Consider the following 19255-nt stretch of genomic DNA (forward strand, 5'->3'; position numbering starts at 1 on the left):
TTTGCTTAAATCATTTTGTGTTTGAATCGTTTCACATTGAATCGAATCAAAATATTTTAAGACAGTGACTTTCGGATCAAATCTTTAGCTCTTTTTCATCCGACACGCTTTTGAGATTATGTTATGACACAGAATAAAATTTTCGGCAGTTTGCTGCTTATCGCAGGCACCACAATTGGCGCGGGTATGCTGGCTTTGCCTATCGCATCGGCGGGACTTGGTTTTGGCACGTCCTCCGCCATCATGTTGATCCTGTGGGCGCTAATGGCCTACACGGCACTGCTTATGGTGGAAATCCATCAATTCGCCCCCAGCGATGCCAGTCTTAATCACTTAGCGCAACGCTTATTGGGCCGTAAAGGCCAGTTGATCGCCAATAGCGCCTTGATGTTTTTACTGTACGCCCTTTGCGCCGCCTACATTGCCGGTGGTGGTGAGCAAGTGAACCAAAAGCTGAGCACTTGGCTAGGGCTAAGTTTGCCACCACAGGCGGGCGCCATCCTGTTTACCCTGCTGATTGGGGCGATTGTGGGCATGGGAACTCACTGTGTGGACCTTATCAACCGCGGTTTGTTTGCCCTTAAGCTATTGGCATTACTGCTTATGTTGGCCTTGTTACTGCCGCAGGTAGAAAGCCCACATTTACTCGAACTCCCACTTAACCAAGGTTTAATTATCACGGCTATTCCGGTGATTTTTACCTCCTTTGGTTTCCACGGTTCGATTCCATCAGTGGTGCGCTACTTAGGCGTTGAGGTCAAATCCCTGCGCAGGATCATGCTGCTCGGCTCGGCCTTACCTCTGGTCATTTACCTTTTGTGGCAAATAGGTAGCCAAGGCGTACTGAGCCAAAGCCAATTGCTCGAAAACCAAAGTTTATCGAGCTTTATCAATCAACTGGCAAGCGTACTACACAGCGAATACTTAAGCAGCGCGATTAGTCTGTTTGCCGATCTCGCTCTTGCGACTTCGTTTTTAGGGGTGAGTTTAGGTTTGTTTGATTTTATGGCCTCAACCTTAAGACGAGAGGATAATTTTTCTGGTCGTAGCCTAACCGCTGCCATCACCTTTTTACCGCCCTTAGGTTTTGCCCTCTTCTACCCCCAAGGTTTTATCACAGCCCTAGGTTACGCGGCGATTGCGCTGGTGATCCTCGCCATCTTTTTACCTGTGGCCATGGTGTGGACACAGCGCCAGACGCGAGATGTGGCCAATATGCCGACGGGATATCGGGTCGCGGGCGGCAAGTTTGCCTTAATGCTCGCCACACTTTGCGGAATAGTGGTTATCGCAGCGCAGATGTTTAGCTAGCTCCAATTCACTAACCAAAAGTTAGTTAGCCCTATTCGCTAGCTCGAATAACAGATTAGGTACAAGAGCCTGTAAAGCTTCAACTATTGACAGCAGGCTCTTGTCTATTCGATGATCCTTTCACATTAGTCAGCTAAGCCCTTGGGTGTTAAACTGCCTCTGATGCTCGTGCACGCTGCGACAGCGGCTAAGAAGACGGCTCCTAGAGTCAGTGACTAAAGACGGTTACTAATGTCAGTTACTAAAGTCAGTTACTAAAGTCAGTTACTAAAGTCAGTTGCTAAAAAAGTACCTCAGCAAAAATGCCGATGCAAAGCAGGCGTGAGTGTATTTGTGCAATGCTAAGGCACGAGTTTGATCAGGGCTCAGTGAATAAGGAAAGATGTCGAACCCAATGCCAATCCACAACAAGCCAAGCCGTAGCAGTGCTTCTGATAGCGAGACACCTCAACACGAGGCAACGGAGACTTCCGCTGGCCCTCACAGAGGTGCTGCAGGTTCTGGGACGGATACTCATGTTGCAACACAAAGCCGCCGTAAATTTCCCCTAAAAAAGACCATATTGGCGACCAGCTTAACGGGCATTTTGTCAGGCGTGGCGTTAACCGTGTGGATTGTGAATTCCCAGGCTGAAAAACTGATCATGCAGGCGGCAAATTTTGCTCTCGCAGGCATGGACAGCGAACTGATTGACATTGAATTAGGGAAAAGTCAGTTAGAACATTGGCGCATTACCTCTGCCAACCTTAGGGTGCATGACAGCCATATCAGGCTGAATAACCTGAATATTCAGCTAAAACTTGATTGGCCGCAGAGCTTTGCTGAGCTGAAACAGTTCAGCCAAATCGCTTACCTCACTCAAAAAATCACCCAAATCTCCACGGGTGATATTGAAGTCGAGTTAGGGCAATCGCTATTTTTACCCAATCGAAATGCCATCGATGAACAAGGCCCCGCCTTGGCCTTAGATATCAAATCATTACCCCTCATCGATATCGGCAAAACCAGCCTTATTCTCAAAGCTCGCCATCTCGACACCCAAAACGATTTACCCGTCTATCGTTTGGTGATGGACAAGTTGAGCCTTAACGGCGCGGGGGAAATCAACAGCGAGTTTAGCCACGAAGGTGAAAGCATCGCCAAACTCAAAGCCACACTCGCAGCCCAACAGTGGCAACTGGCAAGTCAAATTGCACTCGCGCCGCTGCTTGCGAGCTTGCATCAAATCAGCCTGAGGCAAACGCAAGACAGTGTGCTGAGCCCGTTAACGGAACTTGATAAAGAGTGGCAAGCGTTAGCGATTGATCTACAAGGTCAATTAGTGTCCGACAGCCGTATTACATTAACTTCGGGCGAGCTTATCAGCCAGCACCAGTTAATTGATCCTAAGCTGACCTTTAATCAGTTGGCGGCGCTAGAACTTGCGCCAAAACCCGAGCTTGTGTCAAAACCTAAGTTAGCATTTAAGATTGCCGGACATTTAGCCGAACTTGACCTAAGCCTTGAGCCCTTTACCTTAGCTGTGAGCCCCAATGCCGCGCAGCAACAGCGATTGATGCATCTGCTCGATGAGACGCTGGCTAAACCTTTGGCTAAACCTTTAACTCAGCCTTTGCCTCCATCCAACTCGGCAGCCAAGCCCGCTTCGGATCAAGCGCCGGAACGAGTTGCAAGTCAAACAGCAGGTCAAATCGCTAAGCTGCTGTCAGGGCTCAAAAGCACAGATGCACCAGTGGGAATCGCGCTGACATTAAGTGAAGCCCTGCATTATCCGCTGACTCAAATCCAGCAAGATGCACAGAGTCAACCGCTTAAGAATGAGCCGCTTGATAATAAGCCGCTTAGCTTCAAGCTTCCCCGAATTCAACTAAAAACCGTAGGCAGTAAACTCGATACCCAAATCGATTTGGCCAATGTTGAACTGGTCAAGTCCGCCGAAACGCTGTCATTCAAAACAGATTGGCGCCTTAACGCTAAACAAACGAGCTCACTGCAATTATCTGAATTGTGGGCGAATATGCCCCAAGATCTCAGCTGGAATAGCAGCCAGTTAACCACTGCGGGCAGATTGAGCTTTAATCGGACACCAAGCTCAACGGACTGGCAATTCATTACGACGCCTATCGGCGCTGCCACCCAAACACAGCAAAATGCCGGCGACACGCTGCAGTTCATTGTGGGCGAGCTTAAACAGTTAAGCGCTCAAGATAACAATGCGGCTAAACATGCCGATGTGAGCCTTGGCAGTATCACAATAAACGCCCTTGCGCCGCTTACCGTCAGATCGCAGCGCAACTCAAATACCAGCTCAGCACAAACTTCAGTGCCCGCGTCCGATACTGCAAACCAATTCACACTGGCCTTACCGCCTTTGAACTTGGCACTGGAGCAGCTGCATTTTTCGCAAACCACACAGACGGTTGTTAGTGAAACAGCAGCTGTTGATACAAAAAAAGCTGAAACGACTGCTGTTGAAACGAAAGCGGCAGAAGCTAGCGCTGAAAAAAGCACAAACACGAGCATCACAACTAAAACCGACATGAGCGCGGGCAGTTTCTCGATTGCATTACAAAAAGCCATGTCATTTGAGTTTAAGCCCGAGGTCGAAGCCCCACTCGACTCGCTGCTCACAGCCACTTGGCAAAATCAACTCGCATGGCAAGCCAATCAGCTCAATATCGAAAAGCAGCTCAGCAGCAAAGGTCGCAGCCGCAAAGAAACCGTACTTAAGCTAGACAAGTTAACACTGGCACAAAGCTTAAATTGGAAAAATAACACGCTCTTTGGTGATGAGCACTGGCAAGTGGGCACAGTTGAGCTGCAAAGCCAACACAAGCTGAACCTTGCCACTGCAAGCAAACCTCTAGTGCTGACGGGGCAATGGGTTGTCGACACTAGCATGACCGAGGCACTGTCCTTGCTCAATCAAACCCAGCCCTTGCCTGCTGAGCTTAATGTCACGGGTCATAACCAATTACAGGCACAGTTTAATTTAACCCAACAGCGCGATCAGACCCAATTTGCCATGCAAATTACCCAGTCGATGACCGAACTTGAAGGTTTTTATAAGGACACCACCTTTGAGGGGGGAAAACTGCAGGCGCAATGTGAGTTTACTTGGGGTCAATCTTATAAAAAAGAGTCTCACAAAAAACAGCAGGATAAAGGCTATTTTAGCAGTCTCAGTAAGCTCAATTGTCCGCAGACACTGATGACCTTTAACCTGTTTGATCCTGGCTTTCCACTGACCGATATCGAAGTGGAAGCCGATATCGCCCTTGGTAAAGATGCCGAGAAACTGCCCGACAATTGGATACAGCAACTCACAGGCTTAAGTGACACCGATGTTTCCATGACCGCCAAAGGCAAAGTACTCAGCGGCCAGTTCCTGTTGCCAGAATTTAATCTGAAATTACAGGATAAATCCCATGCGTATCTGCTGCTGCAGGCCATGAGTCTGGAAGAGGTTCTGCGCATTCAACCGCAAATTGGTGTCTATGCCGACGGCATATTCGATGGCGTATTACCCGTCGATTTAATCAACGGCAAAGTGTCGATCACAGGCGGTCAACTCGCCGCCCGCGCCCCCGGCGGCCTAATCGCCATTTCAGGTAATCCGGCGGTTGAACAGATGCGCCAATCCCAGCCATACCTCGATTTTGTCTTTTCGACGCTAGAACACTTACAATACAGTCAATTATCGAGCAGCTTTGACATGGACCAAGCCGGTGATGCTAAGCTACTCGTCGAAGTGAAAGGCCGCAGCCAAGGGGTTGAACGCCCTATTCACTTGAATTACTCTCATGAAGAGAACATGCTGCAATTATTTAGAAGTCTGCAAATTGGTAATGACTTGCAGGACAGAATCGAAAAATCAGTGAAGTAACAAGGAAACCTCAGTGAAGATAATTCAATTACAGCAAGTTAGCATAGGTGCCCGAAGCGCGCTTGTCGCATTGTTCGCACTCGCCGCATTGCAGGGCTGTGCGCCCACAGTAAAAATAGAACCGCCGGATAAACCTATCGTTATCAATCTCAATGTGAAAATTGAACATGAGATACGGATCAAAGTGGATAAGGAATTAGATCAACTCCTGTCAGACGATAAGCTGTTCTAATTGATTAAGAATTGAGGAATCACCATGAAATCAATCCGACTAAAAACAAAGTTATTATTGCTATTAACCCTCAGCGTCTTAAGCCTCAGTGCCTTCGCTATGTCACTTCAAGACGCTAAATCACAGGGCTATTTAGGCGAACAAGCCAACGGCTACTTGGGATTAGTGCAAGCCAATCCCGAAGCCAAAGCCGTGATGGACGACGTAAATAACAAACGTCGCGCCCACTACGAAACCATCGCTAAGAAGAACAAACTCTCCCCCGCCGACGTCGCTAAACTCGCCGGTGAAAAAGCCATAGCCGCCACAGATAAAGGCAACTATGTGCAAGATGCCAAAGGCAAATGGATTAAAAAGTAGTCCGCTTTTAAAGCGCTCTAGCGCATAAAAGCAAAACAAATAGACATAAACAAAACGCCTGCAATAGCAGGCGTTTTTGTTGATGGAGTTTGATTAAGCACACTCATTGCAGTGACACGCCGTCCTATTTCCTAGTAAAAAGCATACCTAAAAGCTCGACCATCATATCCCTGTCACGAACGATCATTTACGTGATTGTGCTTAATCTCATCAACCCCTGCGTATACTGGTAACCAAATTTAACAATGGGTGTCTTATTAAATTTTATTATTAAATTTTAAATTCTCTACCTTTGAGCGAAGATCTAGATTTTAGAGAGTTTGATAAATCACAGTCATTACAGTGACTCGCCGTTTTGTTACCTAATAAAATCATCCCTATAGGCTCATCCGTGACATCTACGTCAAAAACGATCACTTACGTGATTGTGCTTAATCACATCGACAAATCCATACTGCTCATCGGATCGGGTAACCTCATTCAAACACAACATCCAATTTGAACTGAAAACGCCACACGTTGACAGTCTCTCTCAAGCGTGTGTCATCTACGTAACTAAATCAGCACGTAAAGCCTTAACATGTCTTTATGCTGGATGCTATTTTCAAAAATAGGTTCAGGATAGTTGAGTAGAAAATAGTCCTTTACCACTGACTCAACGCGAAAACCAAGACGTTGATAATATGTCAGTTGATAGCCAAATGTGCCTGTGCCAAGCTCAACCCTTTTTATGCCTTTCATCGGTAAATTAGCTAGAGCGAATTTCAATAATTCAGAGCCTATACCACGGCCTTGATGCTCTGGATATACAGAAACATTGTAGATCTCAGCAAGAGTCGAATTCTGAGATTTAACGGCGCAAACACCAAGTATTTGGCCTTTATCTGACGCAGTAAAGCACCACGAGTCAGATAAATACGTTGTAATGCTAGCTTCTGAAGGATCAGCTTCGAGCAGTAAGTCTATCGGAATCTCGCTACTTTTGACTTCGTTATATTCCATCTTTCCACCAAGCAGATAACAATTTATTACCCAGACTCCTCGTAAAAACCTAGCAAGAAATAGTTAGGTTTCGAACATTCCGAATAAATAATTTAAATAGGACAGCAACTTAGCATCTATCCCGATGATTTTTCAATCACTTTGTTATGTAGAAGTAACCGAGACTTTATATACGAGAAACTGATTAGCACAGTATGTAAATTAACGAATACCCAAAAATAGTATTATTAATACATTAACTTTGCCATAAACAACAAAGCGATATTATTGCTCGATATTATCCATTGAAAAAACGAAAATTTAAAACCGTCGTCTAATGCAAACTCTCGCCTTTTGAACCTCCAGACTACGCAAATGCTAAAAGGTGTGCCATGGTGATTAGCGAGACGACCGTCCGCCCCATGGACGGGGCGGTCGAGCATCCACGGATGGACTCGCTGCGAGTCGACGAGTGAATACCATGGCAAACCAGACTGCGTAGTGAGTTTGATACTAAAAGCAAAGCCAATAAAGATTAATAAGACTCACAAATTATCATTGGGTAGCATTAGATAGAAAGGTGTTGAAGATCCACGTGACTAATTTTAGGAAAAGGCTTTCTTAGCAGAAAAGAGTACAGATAACGCACTAACGCCATGGGGATTTGAGCGAATTATCGGCAAGTGGTTAATATCAAAAGCAATCGTGATGTATGGCTAATGGTAGATATCAAAAACCAATAATGACTATTGATCTGCAACCACGCTATGCCGCAACCACATGGCGCTGCGCACGCGGTGGGTGTAAGCGATTATGCATCACTTTGATGGTTTCAAACTGCGCCATGGTTTTCGCGCCCGACAAGACACATTCAGGTGACAATAACATCACTAGCGCGGACTGTAGGGTATTTTCAACTACGAGGGCGAGTACTCTTTGCTTTTGGCATTTAAGCTCAAAGACTTTACCCACATCGCTATAAACACAGACATCACTGGTATCAAAAAACCATGATTTAGGCATTTGCGGTGTCAGCATAAAATGGGCTGCGGTGGCATTGAGGGCAATTTGCACAATTGCAGCATCGGACAAAGACAGGGTTTTGGGCAATCTATCGAGTAAGCTCATATAGAATTTGGCGTGCGCAATATTAAATTCCATGCTTGATAAGGCATCTGGAATGAGTAATTTTGCTTTATAAGACGTCAGAAATTCTATCTCGGAACCTAACGATACGCCTAAAACACCATACGAATCGTTATATTTCCATTGCCAATCTTTTTGTGGCATTAATAACATAACGGTGACCCAATATTTGAACACTGGGACATAATAGTAGATATTTTATCCAATATCAAAATAAAAATAATAAAATACAAATTATTTAACAGTTACTTAGTCGATCTAATATAGGATCTTAACAGCGATCTGGGGATCATTTTAGATCGCTGTTAAAGAATAAGATCTTATTTTAGATCGTTATATTGATCTTAAGATCATTATTTTAAGCGGTATGCATTCACAATTTCTTTAATTAACTTCGGACCTTGATAAATAAAACCCGAATAAATCTGCACCATAACGGCGCCCGCATCAAATTTGGCCAAGGCATCTTCGGCACTATTGATGCCGCCCACGCCGATAATCGGGATCTGCCCTTTCAAGCACATAGCTAACTGCTTGATCACTTTGGTAGACAGCTCTGTCAAAGGTTTACCGCTTAAGCCGCCGCTTTCATTGGCGTTGGCAAGACCGCTAACACCATCACGCGTTAAGGTAGTATTGGTCGCAATTGCGCCATCAAATTTGTTTTTAATCAAAGCTTGCGCGATATTTTCAATTTCTTCGATGGTTAAATCTGGGGCAATTTTAAGCGCGATGGGCACGTATTTTTTATGCTTTTCGGCCAGCTCAAGTTGCTTAGTTTTAATTGCGCTCAATAATTCATCTAATAGATCGCCATATTGTAGCGATCGCAATCCTGGGGTATTGGGTGATGAAATATTCACCGCAATATAAGCCGCATGGAGATAAACTTTATCCATGCAGATCAAATAATCGTCTTTACCTTGTTCTACTGGGGTGTCTTTATTTTTACCAATATTGACGCCAACCATAATGTCGGTCTTTTTAGCGATCAAATTTTTGACCAGATTATCGACACCTTTATTATTGAACCCCATGCGATTAATAATGCCTTTGGCAGGCTTTAATCTAAATAGACGGGGTAAATCATTACCGGGTTGTGGTCTTGGGGTCACAGTGCCCACTTCAACATGACCAAATCCCATCGCATGAAAGGCATCAATCGATTCGCCGTCCTTGTCCATACCCGCAGCGAGTCCCACTGGGTTAGGAAAAGTCAGTCCCATAACGCTCACGGGAGCCGGTGCAATCGTTTGTCCGTACAGACACGTTAACGGGCTATTGGCGGTCATTTTTAGACTGCCTATAGCAAGATGGTGAGCTCGCTCAGGATCCATCTGAAACATGACTTTCTGTGCGATTTTATAAAACATGTACTTTCCTCGACCTAAAAAAAGCCCCGGCGATCGCCAGGGCTTCTGATTGTTATAATAAGTTTACTTTTGGCCTTCGCAGTGAAGGATCAGAAGGTTAAGTTCACGTAGGGCGACAGAGAACTTAGCAAACTCATGGCTTTGCGACGTTTTGAAGTCAGCTAGCATGTGGAACCATCTTTCCAATAAGCCTTGATTGATCTCAATCCACTGAGAAATCACGCTTTCGGCATCACAGGTTGCACTGCAGGTTCTTAGTACCACTGAACTTAATGCACGTTGTTGCCAATCCAACTCTTCCCTAAAGGCGGCACGAGCCAGTGCTTGCCAATGGTTAGCCACAGGTTGAGCGCTGATCTGTTCTAAGAACCAGTGCAGCTCAACGCGGGCGCCGAGTTTGAAGTAAGTTTCAGCCACTAGCGCAACTGTCTTATCTTCTGTTTGGGCAATTTGGGCAATGTCTAAGGCAGAGAACAAGGTGCTCATGTTAGCCACAATAGTTGCCACAGCTTGTGGTACGTTTTCTTTGACCAAAGCATTGATCTCAGATTGGATACCCTTAGCTTCTTCTTCAACCAGATATAAATGAACATTATCTTTAATTTGTTCAAATACGGGTTTGAAGAAGGCAACGGTTTGTTCGATGCTACCTGTGCGGTTACGGTGACGCAGGAACCAGCGGCTAGCACGACGCATATTGCGGCGTAACTGATGCAGCATTTCACCTTGAACCACAGCAGGAACTATGCCGTTTAAGTCAGTGATCGATTTAGTTAATTCAGCTAAACCAAATACTTCGCGGGCCATAGTGTAGCAAATTGCCGCGTCAGCAACTGAGGCACCAGTCTCATCTTGCATACGTTGAACAAAATTCAAGCCCATGTCGTTAACGAGTTCATTGGCGAGTGAGGTCGCAATGATTTCGCCACGCAGTGGATGGGTTGCCATTTTGTCGCTGTATTTTTCCTGAAGTTTTTTCGGGAAATAGGCAATAAGCAATTGGCTTAACAGCGTATCTTCAGTGATTTCTGGGGTCACTAATTGCTCTTTCAGCACCATCTTCGCATAGGCAACCAGTACTGATAGCTCAGGACGTGTTAACGCACGACCACTGGCTAAACGCTCAGCCAATTCGTCGTCAGACGGTAAGAACTCTAAGGCTCTGTCTAACTTGCCTTCTTTTTCCAGATACTGGATAAAGCGGATCTGCTCTTTTAACTGCTCAGCACCACGCACTTGAGTCACAGAGATAGTACGCGTTTGATCTTTACAGTCTTGCAGTACGATGTGGCCGACTTCTTCAGTCATTTCTTCCAGTAAACGGTTACGTTGTTTCAACGTCAGTTCACCTTCAGTTACCATAGCGTTCAGCAAAATCTTGATGTTCACTTCGTTATCTGAACAGTCCACACCACCTACGTTATCCACGAAGTCAGTGTTGATACGGCCGCCGTTAGACGCATATTCGATACGACCTAACTGAGTACAACCTAAGTTACCGCCCTCGCCGACTATCTTAGCGCGCAGTTCGCCACCGTTGACACGCAATGCATCGTTAGCACGATCGCCGACTTCAGCGTGGGTTTCGCGTGCAGATTTCACATAGGTACCGATACCGCCGTTCCAGATCAAATCCACTGGCATTTTCAGCAGTTCTTTCATCAGCTCAGTTGGGGTCATAGAGGTTTTCTCTGTGGCCAACATTTGCTTAATTTCTGCCGATAACGGAATGGATTTAGATGAACGTAGGAAAATACCGCCACCTTTAGAAATCAACTTGCTGTTGTAGTCTTCCCAGCTTGAACGTGGCAGAGCGAATAAACGCGCCCGTTCATCATAACTTAATGCCGTATCCGGATTCGGATCGATAAAGATATGCATGTGGTTAAAGGCTGCAACCAGTTTAGTGTGCTTAGACAACAACATACCGTTACCGAATACGTCGCCCGCCATGTCACCTATACCTAAACAGGTAAAGTCTGTGGTTTGACAATCAATACCGACTTCGCGGAAATGACGCTTAACAGATTCCCAGCCGCCTTTGGCCGTGATACCCATTTTCTTATGGTCATAACCGTTACTGCCACCCGATGCGAATGCATCACCGAGCCAGAAGTTGTATTCAAGAGAAATCGAGTTCGCGATATCAGAGAATGTCGCAGTGCCTTTATCGGCTGCTACCACTAAATATGGGTCATCTTCATCGTGACGAACCACATCCAATGGGTGGACGATTTCACCGTTCAAAATGTTATCGGTAATATCGAGTAAAGCACGGATAAAGATGCGGTAGCATTCTTGACCTTCGGTGAAGAAAGCTTCACGGCCGCCTTCGGTTGGCAATTGTTTACAAACAAAGCCACCTTTAGCACCCACAGGCACGATCACAGTGTTTTTCACTTGCTGTGCTTTTACCAGACCTAATACTTCGGTACGGAAATCTTCACGACGATCTGACCAACGCAGACCACCACGGGCCACTTTACCGTAACGTAAATGCACACCTTCAACCCGTGGCGAATAAACGAAGATTTCGAATTTCGGCAGTGGACGTGGCATTTCAGGGATCAGTGAAGGCATGAATTTAAACGAGATATAACTCTTAGATTCGCCTTTAGCATCCTGTTGGTAGAAGTTGGTACGCAAAGTGGCGTTAATCAAGTCTAAATAACGACGAATAATACGGTCATCATCTAAGCTAGACACTTCGTCTAAACGTAAATTGATCTGTTCCATAAACTTGCCCAGAGTACGGGTTTTCAGTTTAGGGTTAAATTTACGGATGAACATCTTCACCAACAAATCAGCGATTTGTGGGTAACGACCGAAGGTTTCTTCGATATAAGACTGACTGAACGTCGCATCGATTTGACGCATGTATTTGGCATACGCGCGCAGTACCGAGACTTCACGGCCCGTTAAGCCTGACGCCAGAATAATGCGGTTGAAACCGTCATCTTCTAACTTCTTTTGCCACACTTGTGACAGTGCAGTTTGGAATCTGTCTTGGCTATCGGCGATGTTGTCGGTGTTGACGACTTTAACTGTCATCAAGAAGTCTAAGATCCAGAAGGTAGAACCGTCTGAGGTCGTGACTTCATATGGACGCTCGTTGATCACGCGCAGACCAAAGTTTTCCAGCATTGGCAGCACGTCAGAAAGATGAATTGGCTCATCTTTATGGAATAGCTTTAAACGCACTTTATTGTCGTTCAGCGCCGCTTCTTGCGGTTGATAGAACAACATGCCGAGCTTGTGTTCGTCATCCAGTGCTTCGAGCTGTTGCATGTCAACGACGGCAGAGCTTGGCAATACATCTTCTTTATAGCTTTGCTCAAACGCATTGAAATAACGCTTTGTCAGATGAGTGCCGGCTTCTTCACCGAGTGCACTGTTAAGCGCAGTGCTTAACTTATCTTCCCACGAACGTGCCGCTTCTATTAAGTTATTCTCTATGGCAGCCACATCTACATCCATATTATTGTTATCAACTTTGACTATGTAGTGAGTGCGGGCTAGCGTCGACTCGGAGAAATAAGTCGTAAACTCTACATCTTCTTTGCTGTTAAAATGCTGGGCCAGAATACGTTGAGTATCTTGGCGGAGTTTAGTGTTGTAACGATCCTTAGAAACGTACACTAAACAGGATAAGAAACGACCAAAGCCATCTTTGCGCACAAAGAGTTTCAGCTTGTCTCTGTCTTGCATTTCTAACACGCCATGGGCCATGTGCGATAAATCATCAACATTGGCTTGAATTAGCTCGTCACGAGGTAAATTCTCAAGAATGTTTAGCAGGGCTTTATAGTCGTGTGAACGTGGGGTTAAGCCTGAACGATCTAACACACGCTGCACTTTTTCGTTCAGCAGTGGGATTTCACGTGGGCTGCGGTTATACAGGTTTGACGCATATAAACCGATAAATCTATCTTCACCAACCACATTGCCTTTCTTATCGAAACGCTTGATGCCGATATAATCGACATAAGCTGGGCGATGTACGCGGCTCTTGGCACTGCTCTTAGTGAGGATCAACAAGCTGTGGTCTAAGGCTTCTTTGCGGGCGCTATCTGAGAAGCTAGATAGCAACAAACCTTGCTCAGGTTGCGCTTTAGTGTGCTTGTTCATCAAACCTAAACTAGAGGCGATATTAGGCACTAACTCAACATCACCTTCGACACGATTCAAATCGTATTGGCGGTAACCTAAAAGCGTAAAGTGATGATTATTCAAGTAAGTCAGGAAGTTAATCGCTTCTTCTAACTCTTGCTTATCGCCCGGGAACGGACGTTTTGGCAATTCCTTGATCATCTCACCCAACTTGGCAGACATGGCTTCCCAGTCATTGACTGATGAAGCAACATCGGCAAGCACAGACTGAATTTCGCGCTCTAATGCTTTGATATCGACTGTGCTGCTTTGACGGTCAATTTCAATCAAGAATACGGCGACATGTTCAGTGCTTTCTGGGCTCTGATTAAGATAAGTGACATTGGTCACACCGCTATCTGAACGCTCAATGGCCAGCGGAGTGTGTAACATCATGTGAGCAGTAATACCCATACGATTCAATGCCATACCAACTGAATCTACCAAGAATGGCATGTCAGGTTGGATAACTTCAATGATCGAGTGGGTAGATTGCCAGCCGTGTTTGGCCTGGCTAGGGTTGAACACTCGTAGGTGAGTGCTACCTTTTGGCGTCTTGTTCAGGGCGTTCCATAAACTGAGAACCGCACCGTATAAATCACTGTCATTACGCGCATTGAGATCGTCTTTCGACATGTGGGCATAAAGGCAGGTGGCGAACTGTTCAACTTGCTTGGCTTGTGAATTAGGGACTTTAGCGTGAATTAAACTGACTACATTTTCAAGTAGTACTGAAGGCATTGCATCTTTCAAGGCCATGTTGCTGTTTCCTTAAGCGTCTATGGCAGCGCTTTTTTCATTATTTGGATGCTTCGGCTTAACGATCTCAGATAAATTAATGTGATCTGGATCATCGCGCGAAGTTTATTACTAAAACCGCTGTATTTCGAGGAAAATTTTAGTGGTACATCCTCTTGAAATCCAGTATTCGCGTAAACAATGAATGACAAATGACCAAACAATCGATAAAGCAGACTAAGTATTCAAAAACAAATGGGGAGCTAAGCTCCCCATTCGTAGACCCTACTTAGGTTGGCGCCAGAAAACGGCGGCCAATGCAGGAAGGATAATTATGGCACCGAGCATATTTACCACAAACATGAATGTTAACAATATTCCCATGTCCATTTGGAATTTAAGTGCCGAGAAGAACCAAGTACTGACACCAATCGCCAATGTGAGGCCAGTAAAGATCACCGCACTGCCCCGTTCGACCAACGCCTCATAGTATGCCTGTTGCACTGGCATACCGTTCGAGAGCTTAGACGACATAGTCGAGAGGATATAAATACCGTAATCCACACCGATACCGACACCCAGCGCAATAACAGGTAAGGTACTGACTGCTAAGCCAATATCCAGTTGCGTCATCAAGGCTTGCGCCAATGTCGACACTACATACAGCGGGATAATCACAGCCACAGTCGCTTTTAAGGATTTAAAGCTGATTAAACAGAGTACAAACACGGCACCATAGACGTATAACATCATAGGTAATTGCGCTTCAGCTACCGCTTCGTTGGTCGCAGCCATCACGCCTACAGGACCCGATGCCAGTTTAAACTGCAGCTTGTCGTTATCCATTTTCGCGGCGACGGCTTTCACCTTAGCGACCACAGTTTCTATGGTTTCTGCCTTATGATCTTTCATAAACAAATACACAGGCATGACAGAACAATCGCCATTTAACAAACCAGAGGTCGTCGGAATTTGGCCAATGGCCTGCACTAAACTCGCGGTCGTGCGCGGCAGCACTTCCCACCTTGGATTACCTTCGTTAAAGCCTGCGTTCACTTTTTTAGCAACCGACGCCAGACTCACAGTCGACTCGACCCCAGGCGTATTACGCACTAACCATTCAAACTCATCAATTTGAGTCAGCACATCGTGGTAAGTACAAGCCTCGGACGCCGCCTCAACAATCACAGTCATCACGTCGGTAGTGATGGAGAAATGATCTGTGATGAAGAAGGTATCGAGGTTATAGCGCGAATCTTGGTGTAACGCTGGCGCCCCGCCCTGTAAGTCACCAATCTTCATCTGATTGGCTTGTTGCAGACCGGCAAAATACAACACCACAGTGGCAATAATCACCACCACAGCGTATTTAGGCGTCGCGAAACGTGCTAAGAAACGCCAAATCGCTTCAGTGCGGACTTCTTCAGCCGTCGGCTCTGCGGTTTTATTGACTTTGATTTCGGTAAAAGAAATCACCAAAGGCAACAGGATAAGGTTAGTGAAAATGATCACGCCCACACCGAGTGACGCCGAAATCGCAAGCTCGCGAATAATTCCGATATCAATCGACAACAGGGTAATAAAACCAACAGTATCAGACAGTAACGCGACACCGCCCGGTACTAATAAACTGCGAAATGCCGAAGCCGCCGCCGCTTTGGTGGTTTGTCCGTCCATCACGCGGCGCCTTACCGCGTTGATCATCTGCACCCCGTGGCTGACCCCGATGGCAAATACCAAAAACGGCACCAGAATCGACATGGGATCAAGACCAAAACCAATCACAGTCAATAAACCAAGCTGCCAAACCACAGCGGTTAAACTGCAGACGAGGGGTAAAACGGTCAGAATGATCGATTTAGAGAAGAGGTAAACCATGACGGCGGTGATTAAAATTGCGATCACAAAGAACAGTAATACACCCTTAGCACCATCGGCCACATCCCCGGCCATTTTGGCGAAACCTATGATGTGAATTTTAACCTTGTCAGTTTCAAACTTGCCCCTAAGCTCATTTTCGAGCTGCGCCGCAAAGGCAATGGTATCTAAGGGTTTACCTGTTTGTGGGTCAAAGTCCATTAACTGCGCCGACACCATGGCCGCACTGTAATCGTTGGCAATTAATCGGCCAACGATGCCCGCTTTTTCAATATTATCGCGCACGGTTTCGAGCCCAGATACTGAGGTCGAAAAATCCGCAGGAATAACGGGCCCGCCAGCAAAACCATCTTCAACGACTTCGGTAAAACGAGTGGAAGGCGAAAAAATCGATTTCACCTGCGCGCGATCAACCCCAGGTATAAAAAACAGCTGATCGTGCACATTTTTTAAGGTATCAAAATAGTTCGCATTAAAAATATTGCCGCTGGTGTCTTCCACCGCCACCATGATGCTGTTGGCGCCACCAAAATCTTTTTGGTGTTTCAGGTAGGTCTGCATATAACTGTGATGCAGTGGAATATTTTTGATGAAGGCCGCATCCATTTTGAGTTGACTGGCTTGAAAGCCTAAAAACAACGTCAAAAACACAAAAATGCCGACGACCCACGCACGATTGCGAAATAAAAATGACTCAAATCCGTTGACCAGTTTTTCTAACATCTTCTCGGCCCTGTTATTGTAGTTTTAAAATTTTATGGCTTAAGAATAAACAGCCCTTGGCTGCCGGATAACCACATATTCCCTTGATTATCCTTCGCAATAGAGACTAAGTTTTCCCCTTGGCGACGAGTGACAATACTGCTGGTATCATCCCCATTGAGCTTAATCACTATCCCTGCATTGCCCACGAGATAAACCGCATCGTCCGATACTGACATCGCCCCATTGATTGAAGATTGCACTGGAAGTTCGATTTCATTCCACTGGCTTAAACTCACGTCAGCTTTGAATATATGACCGCGAAGGCCCATCACATACACGGCATCTCTCGTTTCAATGGCATTAAACATAGAGCCATCGTAATCAAAACTGGTACGCGCAAACGTTTGGCCTTGATCGCTTGAAACGGCCACTAGACCTAACTCGCCGACCAGTAATAAACGTCCGTCAGTCAAGGTTAAAATACGATTAAAGTGCGGCAATAATGAAGCGCGTGCGCTCACATAGGCTGATTGATCGCTGCCTTTCAACTCCGCTAAATAGGACACATCTTCTTCGGCTAACAGCTCCTCATGGAACTCGTCGCTCCAATGGGCACCACCATCATTAGTACGATAAAACAAACCGTAAGCCCCAATGGCGAACCCCTTGTTTTCATCTAAAAAGACCACATCAAGGAATGGCTTTTCAATCTCGGGCGAATGCATCTGCTGCTGCCAAGTTTGACCGCCATCCTGAGTATGTAAAATGGTCGCATCATGGCCCACGGCCCAGCCGAGTTTGTCATTAAGGAAAAACACTTTGGTCAGCTGCGAGCTCACGGGTGTCGCCACTTGATGCCAACTGCCGTCATAAACCAGAACATGACCGCGTTCACCCACAGCCACTAACCCTTTGCCCACGTTGGCAATATCTAAAATCAGGGATGAAGCCGCAAGTGGTTGAATTTGAGAAAAAATCGGATCAGAGGGGGTTGCAGATAACGTAGAAGGGAAAAAAGCGCCACCGAAACTTAATGCAGCAACACACTGAAGGATGCGAAACGACATACAAACTTCCTTAAACTAATGAGGGGCGCAGAGCGCCCCTTTATTTGTGGCGTATTAACGGATACCTTCGCGACGCAATGCATCGGGGGTAAAGTTAGCTTCAGTCAGTTTGGCATCGAAGTTATACATACCACTTTGGTTGTCTAAACCCATGGCGAGATAACGACGGGATTGCAAATCATGGAAGACTTCCAGCGTGTCCCATTGAGTTGGCACTTCGTAGTAGTTCAAGCCATGTGCAACAGCCACACGATACAGCTGATCACGGTTATCGTAGAGATCGGCTATCGACACTTGCCATGAATCTTCGTCAAGGTACATATCGCGCACTTTGTAAATGTGGCGCATACCGTCTTTCAACGTCGCCTTCACTTGCCATACGCGGTGTTTTTCCCAACGAACATACTCAGGATTAACATGCCCAGGTTTTAAGATTTGGTCATATTTCAGCTTGTCTGAGTGCAGTTTGTAATCGTTGTACGGAATGTAAATTTCTTTCTTGCCAACCAGTTCCCAGTTATAACGCACTGGAGAGCCGTTAAACATGTCGAAATCATCCGTCGTACGCAGACCGTCAGACACTGTACCCGGTGTATCGAAAGCGACGTTTGGCGCTTTACGGACACGACGTTGTCCTGTGTTATAGGTCCAAGCTTGACGTGGCAACGCCTCTTGATCCATGGTCTCTTTCACCAATAACGCAGTTCCCGCTAAACGGGCTGGTTGAGTCACCACTTGCTTAAAGTAGAACAACGTATTGCTGGCTTTAAGCAGATCTAAGGTCATTTCTGGACGAGAATATTCGAAGCGAATTTCCTCTGAGGTTTCCACTAAGCTATAGCTACCATCGGCCGTTGGTGCAGCTTGGCTACGGGAAGTCTCAATATCAACCCCGCGAAAACGCAAAATGTGGTTCCAAATCGCTTCTAACCCATTTGCTGGGATCGGGAATGGAATACCAATAGCAGCGCCAGAAATACCATTGCCCTGTGCAATCAATTCTGCACGTGTCGCGTTAGCTTTGGTCGCATCATAGACAAACTGCGGCACTGATGCGCTACGGCGAGTCTTATACACATTCATCTTGTAAGTATCAGGATAAAGTTCGAACAACTTCATCTGACCCGGCGTTAAAAAGTCTTTATATTGCGCTTTGTTAGCATTGGTAATGGTGAATTCAATCTTATCCTCAGGGAAAGGATCTGGGTGATGCATCCCTTTGGTATAACCCGCCACAGGCTTAGTGATACCACCATCCCAAGCAGGAATAGAACCGTCAGCATTACCTGCTTTTTCAGCACCTAAAGGGGTGAGCTCATTGCCAAGTTTAGCCGCGTCAGCCTCTGATACCTTAGCCATAGCGACTGGCGCTACGAGTGCGAACATCACTGCACTCGCCAATATCGTCAGTTTCTTCATTGTTTGAGTC

11 protein-coding genes are annotated in these 19255 nt (G+C 45.9%); 4 read left to right on the plus strand and 7 right to left on the minus strand.

The genetic code is table 11. From position 1 onward, the window contains the following. Positions 1 to 123: 123 nt before the first annotated feature. The 4 genes from Q4Q57_RS06640 (at position 124) to Q4Q57_RS06655 (ending at position 5789) form a co-directional block, all read left to right on the plus strand. Entirely contained in the window at positions 124 to 1311 is a 1188-nt protein-coding gene (locus tag Q4Q57_RS06640) for an aromatic amino acid transport family protein (RefSeq protein ID WP_311890223.1), read from the plus strand. A gap of 394 nt (positions 1312 to 1705) precedes the next feature. Further along, a complete protein-coding gene (locus Q4Q57_RS06645) occupies positions 1706 to 5197 on the plus strand; it encodes a YdbH domain-containing protein (RefSeq protein WP_311890406.1) in 3492 nt (1163 codons plus the stop codon). A gap of 13 nt (positions 5198 to 5210) precedes the next feature. Continuing rightward, positions 5211 to 5429, plus strand: a complete 219-nt coding sequence (locus tag Q4Q57_RS06650; protein WP_107404411.1) for a YnbE family lipoprotein — start codon at positions 5211 to 5213, stop codon at positions 5427 to 5429. Between the two features lie 24 nt (positions 5430 to 5453). Then, entirely contained in the window at positions 5454 to 5789 is a 336-nt protein-coding gene (locus Q4Q57_RS06655) for a YdbL family protein (RefSeq protein WP_006081899.1), read from the plus strand. Between the two features lie 555 nt (positions 5790 to 6344). Here Q4Q57_RS06655 and Q4Q57_RS06660 read toward each other — a convergent pair. The 7 genes from Q4Q57_RS06660 to Q4Q57_RS06690 all read right to left on the minus strand — a co-directional run bounded on the left by Q4Q57_RS06660 (position 6345) and on the right by Q4Q57_RS06690 (position 19245). Beyond that, positions 6345 to 6791 (minus strand): GNAT family N-acetyltransferase, encoded by a 447-nt coding sequence (locus Q4Q57_RS06660; protein WP_126491793.1) that lies wholly within the window; start codon positions 6789 to 6791, stop codon positions 6345 to 6347. Positions 6792 to 7535: 744 nt separating this feature from the next. Continuing rightward, positions 7536 to 8069 carry a cell division protein ZapC gene (locus tag Q4Q57_RS06665; RefSeq protein ID WP_311890224.1) on the minus strand — a complete coding sequence of 178 codons (534 nt, stop codon included), beginning with the start codon at positions 8067 to 8069 and terminating at the stop codon, positions 7536 to 7538. A gap of 200 nt (positions 8070 to 8269) precedes the next feature. Beyond that, entirely contained in the window at positions 8270 to 9289 is a 1020-nt protein-coding gene (gene pyrD / locus Q4Q57_RS06670; protein ID WP_311890225.1) for a quinone-dependent dihydroorotate dehydrogenase, read from the minus strand. 63 nt (positions 9290 to 9352) lie between these two features. Then, positions 9353 to 14197: an NAD-glutamate dehydrogenase gene (locus tag Q4Q57_RS06675; protein ID WP_107947821.1), complete on the minus strand. Its 4845-nt coding sequence runs from the start codon at positions 14195 to 14197 to the stop codon at positions 9353 to 9355. Positions 14198 to 14461: 264 nt separating this feature from the next. Beyond that, positions 14462 to 16777: an MMPL family transporter gene (locus Q4Q57_RS06680; RefSeq protein ID WP_311890226.1), complete on the minus strand. Its 2316-nt coding sequence runs from the start codon at positions 16775 to 16777 to the stop codon at positions 14462 to 14464. A 32-nt stretch (positions 16778 to 16809) separates the two neighbouring features. Next, on the minus strand, positions 16810 to 17826 hold the full coding sequence (locus tag Q4Q57_RS06685; protein ID WP_006081905.1) for a YCF48-related protein: 1017 nt from the start codon (positions 17824 to 17826) through the stop codon (positions 16810 to 16812). Between the two features lie 54 nt (positions 17827 to 17880). Continuing rightward, positions 17881 to 19245: a DUF1329 domain-containing protein gene (locus Q4Q57_RS06690; RefSeq protein ID WP_006081906.1), complete on the minus strand. Its 1365-nt coding sequence runs from the start codon at positions 19243 to 19245 to the stop codon at positions 17881 to 17883. Between the last annotated feature and the right edge of the window lie 10 nt (positions 19246 to 19255).

The organism is Shewanella sp. SP2S2-6 (assembly GCF_031931965.1).
Lineage (GTDB): Bacteria > Pseudomonadota > Gammaproteobacteria > Enterobacterales > Shewanellaceae > Shewanella > Shewanella baltica.